Source organism: Corynebacterium sp. ACRPQ, from assembly GCF_022347225.1.
In the GTDB taxonomy this organism is placed as follows: domain Bacteria; phylum Actinomycetota; class Actinomycetes; order Mycobacteriales; family Mycobacteriaceae; genus Corynebacterium; species Corynebacterium tuberculostearicum_D.
Genome location: NZ_JAKRNF010000008.1, coordinates 73000 through 90034 on the forward strand (window position 1 = coordinate 73000; position 17035 = coordinate 90034).

The following is a 17035-nucleotide window of genomic DNA, read 5'->3' on the forward strand; positions in this document are numbered from 1 at the left end:
TAATTACTCCTCATCCTTGGAAGCATCGCCAGCCTTGTGCTCCTGCTGGACCTCATCCACGGTCTTTTCGCCCTTGGCCACAGCCTGAGCGTCTTCCTCACCATCTTCTTCCACGTTCCGGTCGATGGCAAGCAGTTCGACCTCGTCACCCAAGTTCACCAAGCGCACGCCCATGGTTGCACGGGAGGATGGACGAATCTGCTCCACCTCGGTGCGGATGACCCCACCGGCAGAGGTGATAGCGAAGATCTCATCATCTTCGTCCACAGAAATAGCGCCGATGAGCTTGCCGCGCTTCGGGGTGTACTTGAAGGTCATAACGCCCAAGCCACCGCGGCCCTGCGGGGTGTATTCCTCAATGGCGGTGCGCTTGCCGTAGCCGCCAGAGGTGGCTACCAAAAGGAACTCGCCATCGTGGACCACGGACATGGATAGCAGCTGGTCATCGCCGCGGAAGCGCATGCCCTTCACACCGGCAGTAGCGCGGCCCATGGGGCGCAACTGGTCGTCGTCGGCAGTAAAGCGGATAGCTTGGCCCTGCTCGGAGGTAAGCAGGATGTCATCGCCCTCGGAGACGAGCTGTGCGCCGATGAGCGCATCGCCCTCGTTGAGGTTAATGGCGATAAGGCCAGCGGAACGAGCGGACTCGTAATCGGTCAGGCGGGACTTCTTCACGCGGCCCTGCTGGGTGGCGAGGACCAGGTAAGGAGCGTCCTCGTAGGACTGAATCTGGATGACCTGCGCGATCTTTTCTTCCGGCTGGAATTCCAACAGGTTAGCCACGTGCTGGCCGCGTGCGGCGCGACCGCCCTCTGGCAGCTCATAGGCCTTAAGACGGTAGACGCGGCCGAAGTTGGTAAAGAACAAGATCCAATCGTGCGTGGAGCAGACGAAGAAGTTCTTCACAATATCGTCCTGCTTGAGCTCAGCACCGCGCACGCCCTTGCCGCCGCGCTTTTGCGCCTTATAGGAATCCACCTTGGTGCGCTTAGCGTAGCCGGTGGAGGTAATGGTGACCACGACGTTCTCGCGGGCAATGAGGTCCTCATCGGTGACATCGCCGGTGGCCGGGATGATCTCGGTGCGGCGTTCATCGCCATACTTATCGACGATCTCTGCCAGCTCATCGTGGACAATCTGGCGCTGACGCTCCTCGCGGGCGAGGATGTCCTTCAGGTCAGCAATCTCGCGCTCGATCTCGGCCAACTCGTCGATGATCTTCTGGCGCTCCAAGGCAGCCAGCTTGCGCAGCTGCATGGCCAGGATGGCATCGGCCTGGATATCGTCGACGTCGAGAAGCTCCTTCAAGCCTTCGCGCGCCTCGTCCACGGTGGGCGAACGGCGGATAAGGGCGATGACCTCATCCAGCATGTCCAGGGCCTTGACCAAACCGCGCAAGATGTGGGCGCGCTTCTCGGCCTCGTTCAAGCGGTACTGGGTACGGCGAACGATGACCTCGATCTGGTGCTCCACGTAGTAGCGCAGCATCTGATCCAGGCGGAGGGTGCGCGGCACGCCGTCAACAATGGAGAGCATGTTGGCACCGAAGGAGGTCTGCAGCTGGGAGTGCTTGTAGAGGTTATTGAGCACCACGCGAGCCACAGCGTCGCGCTTCAGGGTGACCACGATGCGCATGCCCACGCGGTCGGAGGACTCATCCTCGATCTTGGAAATGCCCGCAATCTTGCCGCTGGCCACGGACTCCGCGATATTGGAGATGAGGTTATCCGGGTTGACCTGGAACGGCAGCTCGGTAATCACGATGGTCTGACGGGAGCCAGACTCCTCGATGGAGGTCACACCGCGCATGCGGATGGAGCCGCGGCCGGTGGTGTAGGCATCCTTAATGCCCTGATCGCCCACAATGAGGCCAGCGGTGGGGAAATCCGGGCCCTTGACGCGTTCCATGCAGGCTTCCAGCGCAGCCTCTTCATCGGCGTCTGGGTTATCCAGCATCCAGTAGATGGCCTCGGCCAGCTCGTTGAGGTTATGCGGCGGAATATTGGTGGCCATACCCACGGCAATACCGCCAGAACCGTTCATGAGCAGGTTCGGAACGCGGGACGGCAGGACGTCCGGCTCGCTGGTCTTGCCATCGTAGTTGGGCGAGAAGTCCACGGTGTTCTCGCGGATATCGCGCACCATCTCCATGGCCAACGGGGTGAGCTTACACTCCGTATAACGCATTGCTGCCGGGCCATCGTTACCGCGGGAACCGAAGTTACCCTGGCCATCCACCAGCGGATAGCGCATGTTCCAGGACTGGGCCAGACGCACCAAGGTGTCATAGATGGCGGAGTCACCGTGCGGGTGGAACTGACCCATGGTGTCCGAAACCGGGCGGGCGGACTTCACGTAGCCACGCTCCGGGCGGTAACCGGAATCGAACATCGCGTAGAGGATGCGGCGGTGCACCGGCTTCAGGCCATCGCGCACCTCCGGCAGGGCGCGGCCGACGATGACGGACATGGCGTAGTCGATGTAACTCGACTCCATCTCCTCATTAATGTCAATGGGAAATATGCGATCAAAAAGATCGTCGTTATTGTCACTCATAACGCCAAATTCTACCCTCTAGCGCCTTTCAGGGCTCGAATTGCCGCACGGGTGGTATCACCGTGGTATCACTGAAGTATGGCAATGACATTGCGGCTCACAGACGAGCAGGATCACGCCCTTACCTTGTTGGCTTCCGCGCAGGGCACCTCCAAGCACGAGGCGGTGGTGCGCGCCGTTGTTTCAGCGGCAGCCCGCACGCTTGCCGACGCCCACGTGCAATCCACCGCCCGCGCCCTCCTCCCCGGCCGCGCTGAACTAGAGACGGAAATCCGCCGGGCTCGGCCCGCGCGGCCTTAGGTAGTCATGAGCACTGAGCAGCTCTGCCTCTTAGCGCAGGAGTTTTGCGCACGCTTTAACGTTCGCATCACCAACTTCGCCGCTCTTGCGGCCGCCGCAGCCGCCAGCACCGCCAAGTTAGAAGGAATAGCCATCCACGACAGCCACCGCGATGCCGCCGGTTCCATGGCGGAGGTCTTAGCTCGCGTGCCGGCGCTAAGCGGGCATAACGCAGAGTTCGCAAAGTTCAGCGTGCGCGTCTACCTTAGTGTTAAAGAAGTTGCCTAAGTTATTGGGGATAGTGACCCTAGGAAGGAACCACCACCATGTCCCGCTTCAAGAAAATCGCCGCCTCGAGCCTCACGGCCGTGGCCCTAGCCGCCACCGCCGTCACTGCTCCTACCGCCACTGCAGCTGATGCTGATTCCTGGAAAGACAACATGAATCCAGACTTTGAACAAGGCCAGCCTGGTGGCTCCTCTACTGGCTCTTCCCAGCTGGACCTCACCCTGATTATCACCGCAGCAGCCGCCGGTGTCACCGCGCTGGCCAGCGTCGTGGCCCTGTACTCCCCTAACGTGGATCTGGAGAAAGCTGCCCGCGATGCCGGCCTGGGCCAGATCGCCGATCAGATTGCTGCCATTCAGGCCAACCTCCCTGGCCTGCCGGGCCAGCCCGCCTAACTCGCGTAAGGTGGTGCAGCATGGCACATCTTTCTGAACTTATGTCAGGTCCGCAGCGCACTGCGGTGATTAGCGATTGCGGCGAGCTGGTTGAGGGGGTCGTCGCCAAGCAATCGGGCATTACCGGCATGGCGCTCAAGGGCGCCGTCGCCGCCGCGAAGAAGGTCGACCGCGCCATCATCACCAAGGCCCTGGGCCGCGTGCTGCCGGATGTCCTCGATGCCCTGGATCCGCACTGGCAGGAATTTTCGGAAACCTCCGAGCAGGATTTCGGTTCCTTCCTCGAGCCCCGCAGCACCCAGGTGAGCGATTCCATCTTGTCGGTGGCCGATAAGCACGCCGAGCAGATTAACTCCCCCGCGCTGTCTAAGCCGTATAACTCCTTGCGCGGCAAAGCCTCAAAATTCCTCACCCCTGCGGTGCCGGATTTCGGCCGCGTGCTGCAGAAGCACATGTAGTTTCCGCGCGGTTGAACCTAAATCAACCCGCAGAGTATAAGTGTGGAAGTGACTACTTCCGCAGCTAACCAAACCGAGTACCCCGCCGGCCAGGATCCTGCCCGCTGGCGGGTACTTATCGTTTTGCTCACGGCGCTGTTCATGTCCCTGCTGAGCGTGTCCATCGTGAACGTAGCCCTGCCTTCGATTCAATCGGGCCTGGGAGCCTCTGAGTCTGATGTGCAATGGGTGCTCTCCGGCTATGCGCTCACCTTTGGTGTCATCCTTGTGGCGGCCGGCCGTGCCGGAGATCTCGTCGGCCGCGGCGGCATCTTTCTAGCAGGCATTGCTATCTATTCCCTCAGCGCCGCCGTCGCCGGCTTTGCCCCCAATGCGGAGGCACTCAACGCCGCCCGCTTTATCCAAGGCATAGGCGCTGGGCTGCTCAATCCGCAGGGCGTGGGAATGATTCAGCAGTACTTCCGCGGTCCGGAACGCGCCCGTGCCTTTGGTTATTTTGGATCCACGGTAGGCATTGCCGTGGCCATCGGTCCGGTACTGGGCGGCCTTCTCATTCGCCTTGGCGGAGCGGACCTAGGCTGGCGGTTGACCATGCTGGTCAATTTCCCCGTCGGCCTTATAGCCATCATCTTAGGATTGCTGTGGTTTCCTCGGCCGTTGTTCTCCCGCGTACGCGATGAAGCCGGCAATAAATTGGGCATCTTCAAGGCCCTAGCCACCCTTGATCCTATCGGCGCACTGATCCTCGGCGCTGCCGTATGGGCCATCCTCTTCCCTTTTATGGAATCATCCGCATCACCGGCCGTGTGGTGGCTCTTGCTGCTGGGTGCCGTCCTCCTTGTGGGATGGGTGCTGTGGGAACGCCGCCACAAGGCCACCGGCCATCCGCCGATGGTGGATCTCAATATCTTTGCCACCCCGTGCTTTCGCAATGGCACCATCATCGCCACCTTGTGGTTTATGGGTATTACCAGCATTTGGGTGCTTGTCGCGCTCTACTTCCAAAGCGGGCTCGGGCACTCCGCCCTCGCTGCCGGATCCGTAGGCATTCCGGCCGCCTTATTGAGTTCCATTTCTGCCACTCTGGCCGGCCGGTCCGTGTCCGTCCACGGCCGCAAAGTCGTGGTTATCGGCATGATTGTGACCATCTCCGGGCTCGTTGCCACCATTGCGCTTATCTGGGCCACCGAGCAATGGGGCGCCAGTGAATGGTGGATGGTGCTTTCACTCGCCTTGGTGGGCGGCGGACAAGGTTCGGTCATCTCCCCTAACCAAACGCTCACCTTGGCGCATGTCCCACAGGCTTATGCCGGTTCGTCCGGCGCTGTCCTCCAAACCGGCCAGCGCATCGGCACGGCCATTGGGCTTGCCGTCATCACGGCCATCGTCTTTGCCACCTTGCACGGCACGAGCGCGGACTGGCCGCTTTCCATCATCGCCGGCTTCGGCGTCATCCTAGCCATGTGCCTTGCGTCCTTGGGATTCGCGATAGCAGACCAGCGCAGCTCCCAGGCTTAGAGCTAGCGCTTTACGACGCCACAATTAAAGCCCACCGCGGGAATTCCACGGTGGGCTTTATGCTGCGCTTTAAATATCCAAGAAGCGAACATCCTTTGCGCGGCGGGTAATGAAGGAGCGGCGGGCCGAGACATCGTCACCCATGAGGATGGAGAAGAGCTCATCGGCACGCTGTGCGTCTTCCAGATCCACGCGGCGCAGGATGCGGGTGCTCGGGTCGAGCGTGGTCTCCCACAACTCGGCGGCGTTCATCTCGCCCAGACCCTTGTAGCGCTGGATGCCGTCATCCTTGTTGATCTTACGGTTCTGTTCCAGGCCCTCGGCCAGCAGCTTATCGCGCTCGTCGTCGGAAAAGGCATAGCCCGGAGTACCCTTGGACCACTTGAGCTTATACAGCGGCGGGTTAGCCAGGTACACGTGCCCGTCCTCAACCAACTGGGGCATGAAGCGGAAGAGCAGGGTCAAAAGCAGCGTGGCAATGTGCTGGCCGTCGACGTCGGCATCGGCCATAAGCACGATCTTGTCGTAGCGCAGCTTCTTGATGTCGAATTCCTCGTGGATGCCGGTACCCAGTGCGGTAATAATCGCCTGGACCTCGGCATTCTTGAGGACCTTATCCATGCGGGCTTTCTCCACGTTCAGGATCTTGCCGCGCAGTGGCAAGATGGCCTGGAACATGGAATCGCGTCCGCCCTTAGCGGAACCGCCTGCGGAGTCACCCTCCACGATGTAGAGCTCGGAAATCTTCGGGTCCTTGGAGCGGCAATCCGCGAGCTTGCCCGGCAGACCACCAAGGTCGGTGGCGGACTTGCGGCGCACCATCTCGCGGGCCTTGCGGGCAGCCATGCGAGCATGCGCGGAGGACACAGCCTTATTGATAATGGCCTTGGCCTCTGCCGGGTTGGCATCGAACCAGTCATTGACGTGCTCGTTGACCGCGCGCTGGACAAAGCCCTTGATCTCGGAATTGCCCAGCTTGGTCTTGGTCTGGCCCTCGAACTGCGGATCGCCCACCTTGACGGAAATAACAGCCGCCAAGCCTTCGCGGCAGTCATCGCCGGAGAGGTTACCGTCCTTTTCCTTGAGGAGCTTATGCTCCTTGGCGTAGCGGTTCATCAGGGAGGTCAAAGCCGCACGGAAGCCCTCTTCGTGCGTGCCGCCCTCGTGGGTGTTGATTGTATTGGCAAAGGTGTGAACGGACTGCTTATAGCCCTGATTCCACTGCAGCGCTACCTCTACCTCGTGATCCTCGCCCTTCGCATCGAAGGAAACGATGGTCGGGTGGATCGCGGTCTTGGACTTATTGAGGTACTTGACGTAGTCGGTCAAACCATCCGGGTAGTGGAAGGTTACCTTCTTGCGGCGCTTCTTATCCGCCGCAGCGTCCTTCGCCTCGCCGGATTCTTCATTAAAGGTATCGCCGGCGTCCGGGGCATCATCGAAGGAGGTTTCATCCGCGCTGGTTTCGCCAGATTCTGCATCGGCGATCTCTTCCAGCTCGATCTGCTCTTCGGTGACGCGCTCATCAATGAGCTCAATGCTCAGGCCCTTATTCAGGAAGGCCATTTCCTGCAGGCGGCGGGCAATGGTGTCGTAATCGTACTCGGTAGTTTCAAAAACTTCCGGGTCCGCCCAGAAACGGATCTTGGTACCCGTGCCGCGGGCATTGCCGCCCTCAACCAGATCATCCGGGATGGCGTTCTGGAAGTTTTGGTACCAGTGCTTACCGTCGCGCTTGATCTCCGCCTCCACGCGGGTAGAAAGCGCGTTGACCACGGAAATGCCGACACCGTGCAGACCGCCGGAAACGGCGTAGGAGTCGGAGTCGAACTTACCGCCGGCGTGCAGCTGGGTCATGACCACCTGGACGGTAGGTGCACCAGAGGCGTGCATTTCTACCGGGATACCACGGCCATTATCGATGACCTCGACGCCGCCATCTTCTAGCAGCTTGACGGTAACCTTATCGGCGTAGCCGGCCATAGCCTCATCGACGGAGTTATCAACGATCTCCCAAATGAGGTGGTGCAGGCCGCGCGAACCGGTTGAACCAATGTACATGCCGGGGCGCTTACGGACGGCCTCGAGGCCCTCCAGGATCGTAATTGACCCGGCATCATATGCGTGTTCTTCAGCCACGGATTCGTGCTCTCCTTTTGGCTATAGCTAATTCTAAGACCCTGACTATTCTACACGGATACCCCCTACTGAAAGACACCCCACACCCGTGAGAGATAGGAATCTGGCGCGCTCTGAGGTTATTTAGAATTTCAAGGTCGGATCCAACTGCAACCTATTAGCCGTATGTATCTTGTGATCCTTGCGGTTTGACCCACTGCCGCCCCTCATAATTGCGCCTTTGTTTCGGCCCGTGAATCCGCAGTTCCACAATGACATCGGGGCCTAGGCGGTCAGAGATTTTCCGCAGGATTTGGCGCTGCAGGTAGCGCAGCTCCGTTGCCCACGTGGAGTTATCGCAGGATACATAGATAATCTTGTCTTTAATCCGCTGCGGCTGCGTATGCGCGGCAATGCGCTCGCCCACCAGATGCTCCCAATTGCCCATCACCCAGCCATTAGCCAGATCATGCTCCCACCCACGATTGACCACCTCGCGGTTAATTTGGGATCCCAGGCTCGGCACGGCCAGCGTGCGCCGTTTCTTTCTGCCATCCGGACCCGTAGGCCAGCCGCGTTGATAGCCCATATACCCCTGCTTTTGCGCCTTCTCCAGCGAAGGCACCGGCATCTTCGGCACCGGGCGGGTCAGCTTCGGCGGGTTTTTGGAGGTGGACCGAACCAGCTTGAAGTACTGGGTGACGGGATCGATGCGCTGCTTGCCGACGCCCCCTTGATCCTCACTCATTCCCCTCACCTTCCTCAGCGGCATCTTGAGCAAGATCTTCGGCAGACTCCTCGGCGCTGAGCTTGGAAATGCGGCCGGTCTCGGTATCTTCTACGCTCACGCGGTAGCGCACGATGGGTTCCAAGTTTCCGGGCAGATCCTCATCCACGGCCGCGGTGATGAGCACCTGTTCGGCCTCGGCGGCCAAGTGGACCAGCTGCTTGCGGCGCTTGGCGTCGAGCTCGGCAAAGACATCGTCCAAGATGAGCACCGGATCGGATCCTCCCTCCTGGCGCAGGAGGTTGAATTCCGCCAGGCGCAGCGCGATGGCATAAGACCACGTCTCGCCGTGGCTAGCAAAGCCCTTGGCCGGCTGATCACCCAGGTTGAGCACCAGATCATCGCGGTGCGGACCTACCAGGGAAATGCCGCGTTCAATCTCGCGCTGCCGGGCGGCGGCCAACTCGGTGAGCAGCACGGCCTCTAGTACCTCGCGATCGGAGGTATCGATCGTGGACTTATACTCAACGTGCGCCGGTCGCGATTCTGGCGCCAGGCCGGAATAGGCGGCGGGGATGTGGTCCAAGAGGGCGTCGACAAGCGCAAGGCGCGCGGCGATCACCTGGGCGCCAAGCCGGGCAAGCTGTGCATCCCAGGTATCCAAGGTGGCCAACGCAGCGGCGCCATCGCTATCGGAATAGCCGCGGCGCAGGCTGCCGGAGGCCGATTTCAGCAGGGCATTGCGTTGCTTGAGTACCTTGTCGTAGTCGGCCTTCACACCCGCTAAGCGCGGAGTCCGCGAGGCAATGATGCTATCGAGGTAGGCGCGGCGCCCAGCCGGCTCCCCGCGCACCAGGGCCAAGTCCTCCGGGGAGAAGAGCACAGTTTTTACCACGCCCAGCAACTCACGGGGGCTGCGCAGGCGGGTGCGATTAATCTGCGCCTGGTTGGCCGCGTGGGGCTTAATCAGCAAATGGGTAGTAAGCTCGCGGCCCTGGTTCACCGCGGTAATGGATACCCGCGCGCTATCCGCACCCTGGCGCACCAGCGGTGCATCGTGGGAAACGCGGTGGGAGGAAAGGTGGGCGGTATAGCCAATGGCCTCAACGATATTGGTCTTGCCAAAGCCATTGCGACCGACAAAAAGGGTGATCCCCGGCCCTAGCTGCACATTAAGTTCGGGCCACGAGCGAAAATCCCGAACATCGAGATCCCTGACGTACATTAGCCCGGCAGGCGAACCGGCATGAGCAGGTAGGTGAAGTTGGTCTCCGGCGTGGGGAAGTTGCCATCTTCATCGGCCTCAGGCAGCTCTTCCGGTTCTGGGATCATGATGGCTGGGCGCGAAGGCTCGGTAAAGCCGAAGACCACGCGGTCGGTATTAATGACGGCCAAGCCATCCTTGAGGTAGCCCGGATTGAAGGCGATGAGGAATTCATCGCGGCCATGGAACGCACACGGCAGGGTCTCGGTGGCGTTACCGGCGTCCGCACCGGCGGAAAGGGTCACCTGACCATCGGCGAATTCCATTCGAATCTGCGCGTTGCGATCCGTCAGCAAAGACACGCGGCGAATTGCTTCCTGCAGCGGGGCGACCTCAATGGAGGCGATATTGGTGTGATTCTTCGGCAGCAGGGGCTGCACATTAGGGAAGTCCGCATCCAGCATGCGCGTGGTGGTCTCGCGATTATCCGCATGCAGGCCAAAGAGGCCATCGGCACCAATATTGTCATCGGTTCCCACAGCGATTTCCACTGGAATGTTCAAATGCGGATCCAAGGAACGGCCGGTTTCCTGCAAAGTTTTCGCTGGGACCAAAAGCTTGGCTTCCACATCAGGGGACTTCGGCTCCCACTCCAAGGTGCGCATGGCCAGGCGGAAGCGGTCGGTTGCCGTCATTTCGATGTCCTTGCCATGAATATCCATATGCACACCGGTAAGCATGGGTAGGGTGTCATCCTTGCCGGCCGCAGCAGCAACCTGGTGAATAGCTTCGACGAAAAGCTGGGGCTGAATCGTGCCGGTAACCTTAGGCAGAACCGGAAGCTGGGGGTAATCATCCAGCGGGATCAGCGGCAGCTCGAAGCGCGAGGAACCACACGTTACTAGTGCCTTGGAATCTACCTGGGAGATCTCCACCTCCTTATTAGGCAGGGACGCCACAATGTCAGAAAGGAGCTTGCCGGCAACGGCAATCTGTCCTGGCTCATCCACCATGCCGGCGATCCGCACGCGAGTGGAGACCTCGTAGTCGAAGCCGGTGAACTCAAGACCATTGTCATCCGCAGTGATCAGCATCGCGCGCAGCACGGGCTGGGTGACCTTGGAAGGCAGGCTGCGAGCAACCCACGCTACGGCGTTGGCAAGGTCATCTTTGGCAACGCGAAATGACACGGCTTCATCCATGGTGCGAAGAGCTCCTCTATAGCGGCTAGCAATGTGTAACTTTCAAAAGCTGGCTTCCAACTTACCGCATTGGGCGCAGTGCGCCACAAAATGTAATTCCATCTTTGCTCGGTCGATCCGTGCCTGGCCGAAGGCAGGTCGGGCCGAATTCCACACACCCTCTTTCTTCTATACAGATCAGAGAAATAATTTAGTAGTAGTAATAAGCGCTGTGGGAACTGTGGGTAACTAGGTAAATGACAAGTTCAGGACATAGATCCGGGGTGTGCCAATTCTTGTGATCTTGCTGTGATCAATCGGGGCGAAATGTGGACAACTAACGGGATCGCCGTTTTATCCACAGGTTTTGTCATTTGATCACCGATCTACACACAGCGCTGATCACAGGGTGGTTCTCCCAGCATAGAGCCTGTGGAATTTAAAACTGTGAGTAAGATCTACGAATTACAAAGGTGGAATTACACAAGTGTTAATAACGCTGTGGATAACTCTTTTCGCAGTTAAGGGAGCACTTCTCGCGGACCTTCTGGGTTCTTTGTGGAATTACACAAAGGTGTAGGCGGCTGTGTGGACGGTTTGAACCAAGTTTCGGCGTCTCAGTCAAGAATCTCTGATCTGGTAGTTCTGGTCTCACCTTTAAGTAGTCCGAGCAGAATCCGCGAAGTGACAAAGGGCAGACAAAAGCGCCCTCCTTTATATAAGGAAGGCGCTGAAGCAGCGGTAGAGAAATTTAGGCGCGACCGCGATTCTTGATGCGCTGGGTAAGCGCCTGGATCTCGTCGTAAGTATTGCGCTTTTCAGTCATTTCTTTGCGGATCTTGCGATCCGCGTAAATGACGGTGGTGTGGTCTTTGCCGCCGAACTGTTCACCGATCTTGGGGAGGGATAGCTCCGTGAGCTCGCGGCACAGATACATAGCCAACTGGCGTGCATGCGCCACCGCACGCTTTTTGCCAGCGCCGCGCAAAGTTTCTACATCAATATCGAAGAATTCTGCCGTGACCTCCATGATCGAGGTAGCGGTGATTTGCCTATCGGCGGAATCTGGGGCCAAATCGCGCAACGCGATTTCTGCCATCTCCACGTTGATTGGCTCATTCACCAAGGAGGAATAGGCCGAAACGCGGATCAACGCGCCCTCGAGCTCACGAATAGATGACTCAAAACGAGAGGCAATGAGCTCAAGCACGGAGCGATCCACTTCGGTGCCGTCATTGGCCGCCTTCTTCATCAAAATCGCGATACGCGTTTCTAGATCTGGCGGCTGAATATCGGTGATAAGACCGCCTTCAAAGCGGGTGCGGAGGCGATCTTCCAGCGTGGTTAGCTGCTTCGGTGGGCGGTCCGAAGACAAAATGATCTGCTTATTGGCTTGGTGCAGCGCATTGAAAGTATGGAAGAACTCTTCCTGGGTGGATTCTTTGCCTTCCAAGAACTGGATGTCATCGACCATCAAAATGTCGAGATTGCGGTAGCGCCGCTTGAATGATTCCTGACGGTCATCGCGCAGGGAATTAATATAGTCATTCGTGAATTCTTCCGAAGACACATACTTCACGCGCAGACCCGGATGCAGTACTTGGGCGTAATTGCCAGCGGCATGCAAAAGGTGCGTTTTACCTAGACCAGAGCCACCCCAGATAAATAGTGGGTTGTACGCACGGGCGGGATTCTCGGCTACAGCCACGGCGGCACCATTGGCAAAACGATTCGAAGAACCGATCACGAAGCTATCAAAGGTGTGCTTCGGATTGAGGGAAGTTTCACGGTTGGGATCGTGCGCCGGGGCCTCGCGCGGGATGCGGGCAGAATTGGTGGCAGCACCGGAGAAATTTCCCGCGGATTCTGCCTGCTGTTGGGTATAGTGCTGGGCCAGCTCATCCAGGCTTGCAGGGGCGTGACTCGACTGCCAATTGTTCTGGGAAGGGGCCTGCTGTGCAGCGGCATCCGTTTGCTGCGGGCGCGGAATGTAGTTCTGGGTAGATTCCGTGTTCTGCGGCGGTTTCGCTTGAGGCGATTGCTGTTGTTGAGGGGGTGTTGGCTGTGGTGCAGGGTCCGCGGCCGGCGGCTGTGGCTCTTGCGGGGTGGCAAGGGTAACCGCAAAGGAACACGGCCGGCCTAGGTGACGGGTTAATGCCTTGGCAATGTGCTCGCCCAACTCATTTTCGACCACATTTTTGGCATCCAGGTTTTCGGCGGCAACGAGGGTGTAGCCCTCGACCATCATGATGGGGCGAACCAGTTGGAGATAAAGGCGCTGTGAGTGCGAAAAACTGGGGACCTCGGAATTGGGTTGCTCGGATTGTGCGAGCAGGTCATCAACGACCGCGCGCCAAACGGCATGCAGGTTCGCTTGTGGGTCAGTCACAACAGGCTACCTTTGTGGAATTTAGTCGGGGACGGGTGGACATTGAATAACAATTTTCACTGCGGATTCCACCGTGGTTTTCACATCGGTTTTTATCGAGTCACCTCGATCTCCACAGAGTTATCCACAGGTGTGGATGAAATAGTTATTCACAGCTTAGTTCATGACTGTGGATAACTCTTCATTGGTCAGTTTATGGCCGTATGCTGCGGAAACTACAAAAGTCTCAAGCGTTGATTTAGAGTTATCCACATGACCGGTTGGGCTGTGGAATTTGATTCTTCTGTTCTACCGCCGAAACGGCGGGTGTGTCTAGCGAGAAAAATTCACCACCCGGGTGTGGGTTGGGGTGGGTCTTACTGCGTGATGGATTAGGTGCAGTAAGAGCGTAGAATCTGGCCGTCTAGCTGCAGGAAAAAACATTTATGTAATTTCGGGTGTACCCGGGTGTCGATTTGTTCCCAGCGGCAGAAATCACGTAATCTGGCATGGTCTATTGCAACAAAGAGTTGCGCGTGAAAGTGACAGCGTCACCTCGCACCGGCTGGGCCCGTCGGCTCGCCGTGCACCGGAGAGACTGTGATGCGTCAGGTTCATGGAATCTATTCATCAGTGGGCGTGCCGCTGCATCGCGGTGGTGTGCCTACGCACAACTTCAAGGAGAATTAACGTGGCAAAGGGTAAGCGCACGTTCCAGCCGAACAACCGTCGTCGTGCTCGTAAGCACGGCTTCCGCACCCGCATGAGCACCCGTGCAGGTCGCGCAATCGTTGCAGCTCGTCGCAAGAAGGGCCGCGCAAAGCTGACTGCATAAGTTATGCTTCCAGCCCAGCATAAGCTCACGTCGCCGGTGCAATTTCGGCGCACGATGAAGGGCAGCCGCCGGGCGGGCACTCGTACGGTCGTCGTGCATGCGCGCGATAACGCAGGTACGGACAAGGCAGCCGATATCGCCGCCACTGGGCCGCGATTCGGGCTGATTGTTTCTAAAGCCGTCGGGAATGCAGTGGTTCGCCACCGCACCTCCCGGCGGCTTCGCCATGTGTGCATGACATTTATTCCCAAGCTGCCCGCCAGCGTGGACGTTGTCATCCGTGCCTTGCCCGCCAGCGCCACTGCTAGCAGTGAGCAATTAGAAAAAGATCTTGCCAAAGCACTGCGCAAGCAATGGGATATCTAAATTCCCGCGGGGAGGAAATTCCCCCAGCCAGAGGATTGGCCAAACCAATGGTCAAAGTGGTTCGTTTCTACCAAAAACATGTCTCTGGCCTTAAGATGGTATCGACCTGTCGGTTTGAGCCGACATGCAGTGCTTATGCCCTAGAGGCGCTGTCTCAACACGGCGCAATCAAGGGTACGGCGATGGCAATAGCTAGGGTCTGCAAATGCGGCCCCTGGCATCCGGGCGGATTCGATCCGGTCCCGGGTACCAACAACAATTGAGGATTAAACACTCGTGAATTTCATTTACTGGCCAATTTCGGCCGTTTTGTGGTTCTGGCACTGGCTGCTGTCCCTCGTAATGGACCCTGCCTGGGGCATTACCTGGATTCTGGCCATTGTGCTGCTGACCTGGACGCTTAAGGCACTGATGGTCAAGCCGACCATCAGCCAGATTCGTTCCTCGCGCAAGATGCAGGAAATCCAGCCTAAGGTGCAGGAAATCCGCGCGAAGTACGGCAATGACCAAACCAAGGCCGCGCAGGAAATGCAGAAGGTCTACAAGGAGTCCGGCGTTCGTCCGATGGCCGGCTGCCTACCAGTCTTTGCGCAGATTCCGATGTTCGTTGGTTTGTTCCACGTGCTGCGCTCTTTCGACCGCACCGTCGCTGTGGCCGGTGGTATTGGCCACCCCAGTGGCGATCCGATGTCTATTGAAGAAAACGCCAATACCGCGAACTACATCTTCAAGCCGGATCTGGTTCAACAATTCCTAGATGCCAAGATCTTTGATGTACCACTGGTGACCAATCTGCGTTTGAATTCGCCGATTGTAGAAGGCGTGACCACTAGCCAGGCGGCAGTAATCATCGTTCCGATGATTGCCATCATTGCAGTCATGACCCACTTCAATGCCCGCATGAGCTTGAACCGTCAAGAAAAGCGTCGTGCTGCTGGCAAAACCCAAGCTCCGCAGGGCCAGAATGCGGAAATGATGCAACAGCAAATGGCCATGATGTCCAAGATGATGCTGTGGGTCATGCCGGCCATGCTGATTTTCTCCGGCTTCATCTGGCCAATTGGTCTGCTGTTTTACATGATGGCCAATACCGTTTGGACCTTCTTCCAAACCCGCATTGTCTATGCCAAGATGGACCGCGAGGAAGAAGAGGAGGAAGCCGCTAAGGCTGAGGCCAAGCGCACCTCCGCTCCTAAGCCGGGTGCCCGTAAGAAGGACAACCGCACAAAGAAACAGCGCAAAAACAAATAAACACGGAGGAGAACCCCATCGTGTCCGAGATGGACCCGTCAGTAGTATTCGGCTCCCGCTTGCCCCTCGCGCAGGTTTACCATGATTCGCTCGCTACGGACGGGTCCATTCGTGGTTTTATAGGCCCCCGCGAGGTGCCACGTTTGTGGGATAGGCACATTATTAATTGCGCCGTCGTCAAGCAGGCTATCCCAGAAGATGCCACGGTTATCGACGTCGGCTCGGGTGCTGGGTTGCCCGGTATTCCGCTGGCCATTGCGCGCCCGGACCTGCAAATCACGCTGATTGAGCCGTTGCTCAAGCGCTATAACTACCTCAACGAGGTCGTTGAGGAGCTTGGCCTAGACAACGTGACGGTCCTGCGTGGCCGTGCCGAGGAGGGCCCCATTAAAAAGGCCGTGGCGGGAGCAGACGTGGTCACGTCCCGCGCCGTCGCGCCCCTGGGCAAGCTGGCGAAATGGTCGCTGCCACTCGTACGCAAGGGTGGTGAAATGATCGCGCTGAAGGGTTCTTCGGTGCACGAGGAACTGGAACGCGATGCCGGCGACATTAAGAAGGCCGGCGGAGGAAAGGCCGAGGTCAGCACCATCGAGGGAACCACGATCATTCGTGTCTCGCGCGTGAACTAAAGTAGACGGCATGACTAATCCGCGCCTTATCACCATTGCTAACCAGAAAGGCGGCGTAGGTAAAACCACCTCCGCCGCTAACTTGGCCGCAGCGCTAGCTACAGAGGGCAAGAAAGTGCTGGTGATCGACCTCGACCCGCAGGGAAACGCCTCCACGGCCATGGGCGCGGAACATAACTCCGGCACCGATTCCAGCTATGAGGTCCTCCTAGGTGACTGCAATGCGGAAAAGGCTATGCAGCCTTCTTCCCACAATGAGAATCTCTTTTGCATCCCCGCCACCATCGACTTGGCTGGCGCGGAGATTGAAATGGTGTCTATGGTACGCCGCGAATTTCGGCTCTATGACGCCCTACATAACGGCTTCCTGGAAGAGCATGGCTTCGAATATGTCTTCATTGACTGCCCGCCATCGCTTGGCCTGCTTACCATCAATGCGATGACGTGCGCTGAAGAGGTCATCATCCCGATTCAATGCGAGTATTACGCCCTGGAGGGTGTGGGCCAGCTGCTGGGCAATATCTCCATGATTCGTGAACACCTCAACGAGGACTTACACATTTCCGCCGTGCTGCTTACTATGTATGATGCTCGCACCCGTCTGGCGGAAGATGTGGCTGATAACGTTCGCGAGCAGTTCGGTGCCGTGGTGCTGGGCAATGTTATCCCGCGCTCCGTGCGTGTTTCCGAGGCGCCGGGGTACGGTACTACGGTTATTGATTACTCGCCCTCATCTACTGGTGCGCGGGCCTACCTTGCGGCGGCTCGCGAGCTCAACCGGCGCGGCGATTATCGCCCGCATCCGACCACCGGTGCGATTGGCGTAAGCCCAGAGATTTACGCGGAATTGGAAGGATAGGAA

The 17035-nt window shown here is 58.3% G+C and carries 17 protein-coding genes; 11 read left to right on the plus strand and 6 right to left on the minus strand.

All coding sequences use genetic code 11. The annotated features are described in order from the left end of the window. Positions 1-3 precede the first annotated feature (3 nt). Positions 4-2556 (minus strand): DNA gyrase subunit A, encoded by a 2553-nt coding sequence (gene gyrA / locus MHY24_RS06455; protein ID WP_239228763.1) that lies wholly within the window; start codon positions 2554-2556, stop codon positions 4-6. Between the two features lie 78 nt (positions 2557-2634). Here gyrA and MHY24_RS06460 point away from each other — a divergent pair, with 78 nt between their 5' ends. From MHY24_RS06460 to MHY24_RS06480, 5 genes are read left to right on the plus strand one after another with little or no spacing between them, the layout of a single operon-like run. Next, complete coding sequence (locus MHY24_RS06460) at positions 2635-2856, plus strand: CopG family transcriptional regulator (RefSeq protein ID WP_204610636.1); 222 nt, start codon at positions 2635-2637, stop codon at positions 2854-2856. Positions 2857-2862: 6 nt separating this feature from the next. After that, the gene (locus MHY24_RS06465; protein ID WP_204610638.1) at positions 2863-3123 is read left to right on the plus strand and encodes a cell filamentation protein Fic; all 261 of its coding nucleotides are present in this window, start codon (positions 2863-2865) and stop codon (positions 3121-3123) included. A gap of 38 nt (positions 3124-3161) precedes the next feature. Beyond that, a complete protein-coding gene (locus tag MHY24_RS06470; RefSeq protein ID WP_239228764.1) occupies positions 3162-3518 on the plus strand; it encodes a hypothetical protein in 357 nt (118 codons plus the stop codon). A gap of 20 nt (positions 3519-3538) precedes the next feature. Beyond that, on the plus strand, positions 3539-3976 hold the full coding sequence (locus tag MHY24_RS06475; protein WP_239228765.1) for a hypothetical protein: 438 nt from the start codon (positions 3539-3541) through the stop codon (positions 3974-3976). Positions 3977-4018: 42 nt separating this feature from the next. Then, on the plus strand, positions 4019-5494 hold the full coding sequence (locus tag MHY24_RS06480) for an MFS transporter (RefSeq protein ID WP_239228766.1): 1476 nt from the start codon (positions 4019-4021) through the stop codon (positions 5492-5494). 69 nt (positions 5495-5563) lie between these two features. Here the strand turns inward: MHY24_RS06480 and gyrB are convergent, their stop codons facing one another. The 5 genes from gyrB to dnaA all read right to left on the minus strand — a co-directional run bounded on the left by gyrB (position 5564) and on the right by dnaA (position 13113). After that, positions 5564-7633, minus strand: coding sequence for a DNA topoisomerase (ATP-hydrolyzing) subunit B (gene gyrB, locus MHY24_RS06485; protein WP_239228767.1), 2070 nt, complete (start codon positions 7631-7633; stop codon positions 5564-5566). Between the two features lie 157 nt (positions 7634-7790). Next, on the minus strand, positions 7791-8360 hold the full coding sequence (locus MHY24_RS06490) for a DciA family protein (protein WP_239228768.1): 570 nt from the start codon (positions 8358-8360) through the stop codon (positions 7791-7793). After that, the gene (gene recF, locus MHY24_RS06495) at positions 8353-9564 is read right to left on the minus strand and encodes a DNA replication/repair protein RecF (RefSeq protein WP_239228769.1); all 1212 of its coding nucleotides are present in this window, start codon (positions 9562-9564) and stop codon (positions 8353-8355) included. The genes MHY24_RS06490 and recF overlap by 8 nt, the downstream gene beginning before the upstream one ends. Further along, positions 9564-10745 carry a DNA polymerase III subunit beta gene (dnaN, locus tag MHY24_RS06500; protein ID WP_239228770.1) on the minus strand — a complete coding sequence of 394 codons (1182 nt, stop codon included), beginning with the start codon at positions 10743-10745 and terminating at the stop codon, positions 9564-9566. Before dnaN ends, recF begins: the two co-directional genes overlap by 1 nt. Before the next feature lie 730 nt (positions 10746-11475). Continuing rightward, positions 11476-13113 carry a chromosomal replication initiator protein DnaA gene (gene dnaA / locus MHY24_RS06505; RefSeq protein ID WP_239228771.1) on the minus strand — a complete coding sequence of 546 codons (1638 nt, stop codon included), beginning with the start codon at positions 13111-13113 and terminating at the stop codon, positions 11476-11478. Positions 13114-13783: 670 nt separating this feature from the next. On the opposite strand from dnaA, the gene rpmH reads away from it, so the two are divergent. Genes rpmH through MHY24_RS06535 form a run of 6 tightly spaced genes read left to right on the plus strand, consistent with a single transcriptional unit; the run spans position 13784 to position 17032 of the window. Then, entirely contained in the window at positions 13784-13927 is a 144-nt protein-coding gene (rpmH, locus tag MHY24_RS06510) for a 50S ribosomal protein L34 (protein WP_003847033.1), read from the plus strand. Between the two features lie 3 nt (positions 13928-13930). Further along, positions 13931-14293 carry a ribonuclease P protein component gene (gene rnpA / locus MHY24_RS06515; RefSeq protein WP_239228772.1) on the plus strand — a complete coding sequence of 121 codons (363 nt, stop codon included), beginning with the start codon at positions 13931-13933 and terminating at the stop codon, positions 14291-14293. A gap of 47 nt (positions 14294-14340) precedes the next feature. Further along, the gene (yidD, locus tag MHY24_RS06520) at positions 14341-14556 is read left to right on the plus strand and encodes a membrane protein insertion efficiency factor YidD (RefSeq protein WP_005326014.1); all 216 of its coding nucleotides are present in this window, start codon (positions 14341-14343) and stop codon (positions 14554-14556) included. A gap of 22 nt (positions 14557-14578) precedes the next feature. Next, positions 14579-15544: a membrane protein insertase YidC gene (yidC, locus tag MHY24_RS06525; protein ID WP_239228785.1), complete on the plus strand. Its 966-nt coding sequence runs from the start codon at positions 14579-14581 to the stop codon at positions 15542-15544. A gap of 29 nt (positions 15545-15573) precedes the next feature. Then, positions 15574-16173, plus strand: coding sequence for a 16S rRNA (guanine(527)-N(7))-methyltransferase RsmG (gene rsmG, locus MHY24_RS06530; RefSeq protein WP_239228786.1), 600 nt, complete (start codon positions 15574-15576; stop codon positions 16171-16173). Positions 16174-16183: 10 nt separating this feature from the next. Next, positions 16184-17032 (plus strand): ParA family protein, encoded by an 849-nt coding sequence (locus tag MHY24_RS06535; RefSeq protein ID WP_239228773.1) that lies wholly within the window; start codon positions 16184-16186, stop codon positions 17030-17032. Positions 17033-17035 lie beyond the last annotated feature (3 nt).

Coding starts and splice junctions, on each gene's coding strand:
- rnpA (WP_239228772.1), top strand. CDS start 13,931: ATGCTTCCAGCCCAGCATAAGCTCACGTCGCCGGTGCAATTTCGGCGC.
- MHY24_RS06535 (WP_239228773.1), top strand. CDS start 16,184: ATGACTAATCCGCGCCTTATCACCATTGCTAACCAGAAAGGCGGCGTA.
- MHY24_RS06490 (WP_239228768.1), bottom strand. CDS start 8,360: ATGAGTGAGGATCAAGGGGGCGTCGGCAAGCAGCGCATCGATCCCGTC.
- recF (WP_239228769.1), bottom strand. CDS start 9,564: ATGTACGTCAGGGATCTCGATGTTCGGGATTTTCGCTCGTGGCCCGAA.
- gyrA (WP_239228763.1), bottom strand. CDS start 2,556: ATGAGTGACAATAACGACGATCTTTTTGATCGCATATTTCCCATTGAC.
- MHY24_RS06470 (WP_239228764.1), top strand. CDS start 3,162: ATGTCCCGCTTCAAGAAAATCGCCGCCTCGAGCCTCACGGCCGTGGCC.
- dnaN (WP_239228770.1), bottom strand. CDS start 10,745: ATGGATGAAGCCGTGTCATTTCGCGTTGCCAAAGATGACCTTGCCAAC.
- yidD (WP_005326014.1), top strand. CDS start 14,341: ATGGTCAAAGTGGTTCGTTTCTACCAAAAACATGTCTCTGGCCTTAAG.
- MHY24_RS06465 (WP_204610638.1), top strand. CDS start 2,863: ATGAGCACTGAGCAGCTCTGCCTCTTAGCGCAGGAGTTTTGCGCACGC.
- MHY24_RS06475 (WP_239228765.1), top strand. CDS start 3,539: ATGGCACATCTTTCTGAACTTATGTCAGGTCCGCAGCGCACTGCGGTG.
- MHY24_RS06460 (WP_204610636.1), top strand. CDS start 2,635: ATGGCAATGACATTGCGGCTCACAGACGAGCAGGATCACGCCCTTACC.
- rsmG (WP_239228786.1), top strand. CDS start 15,574: ATGGACCCGTCAGTAGTATTCGGCTCCCGCTTGCCCCTCGCGCAGGTT.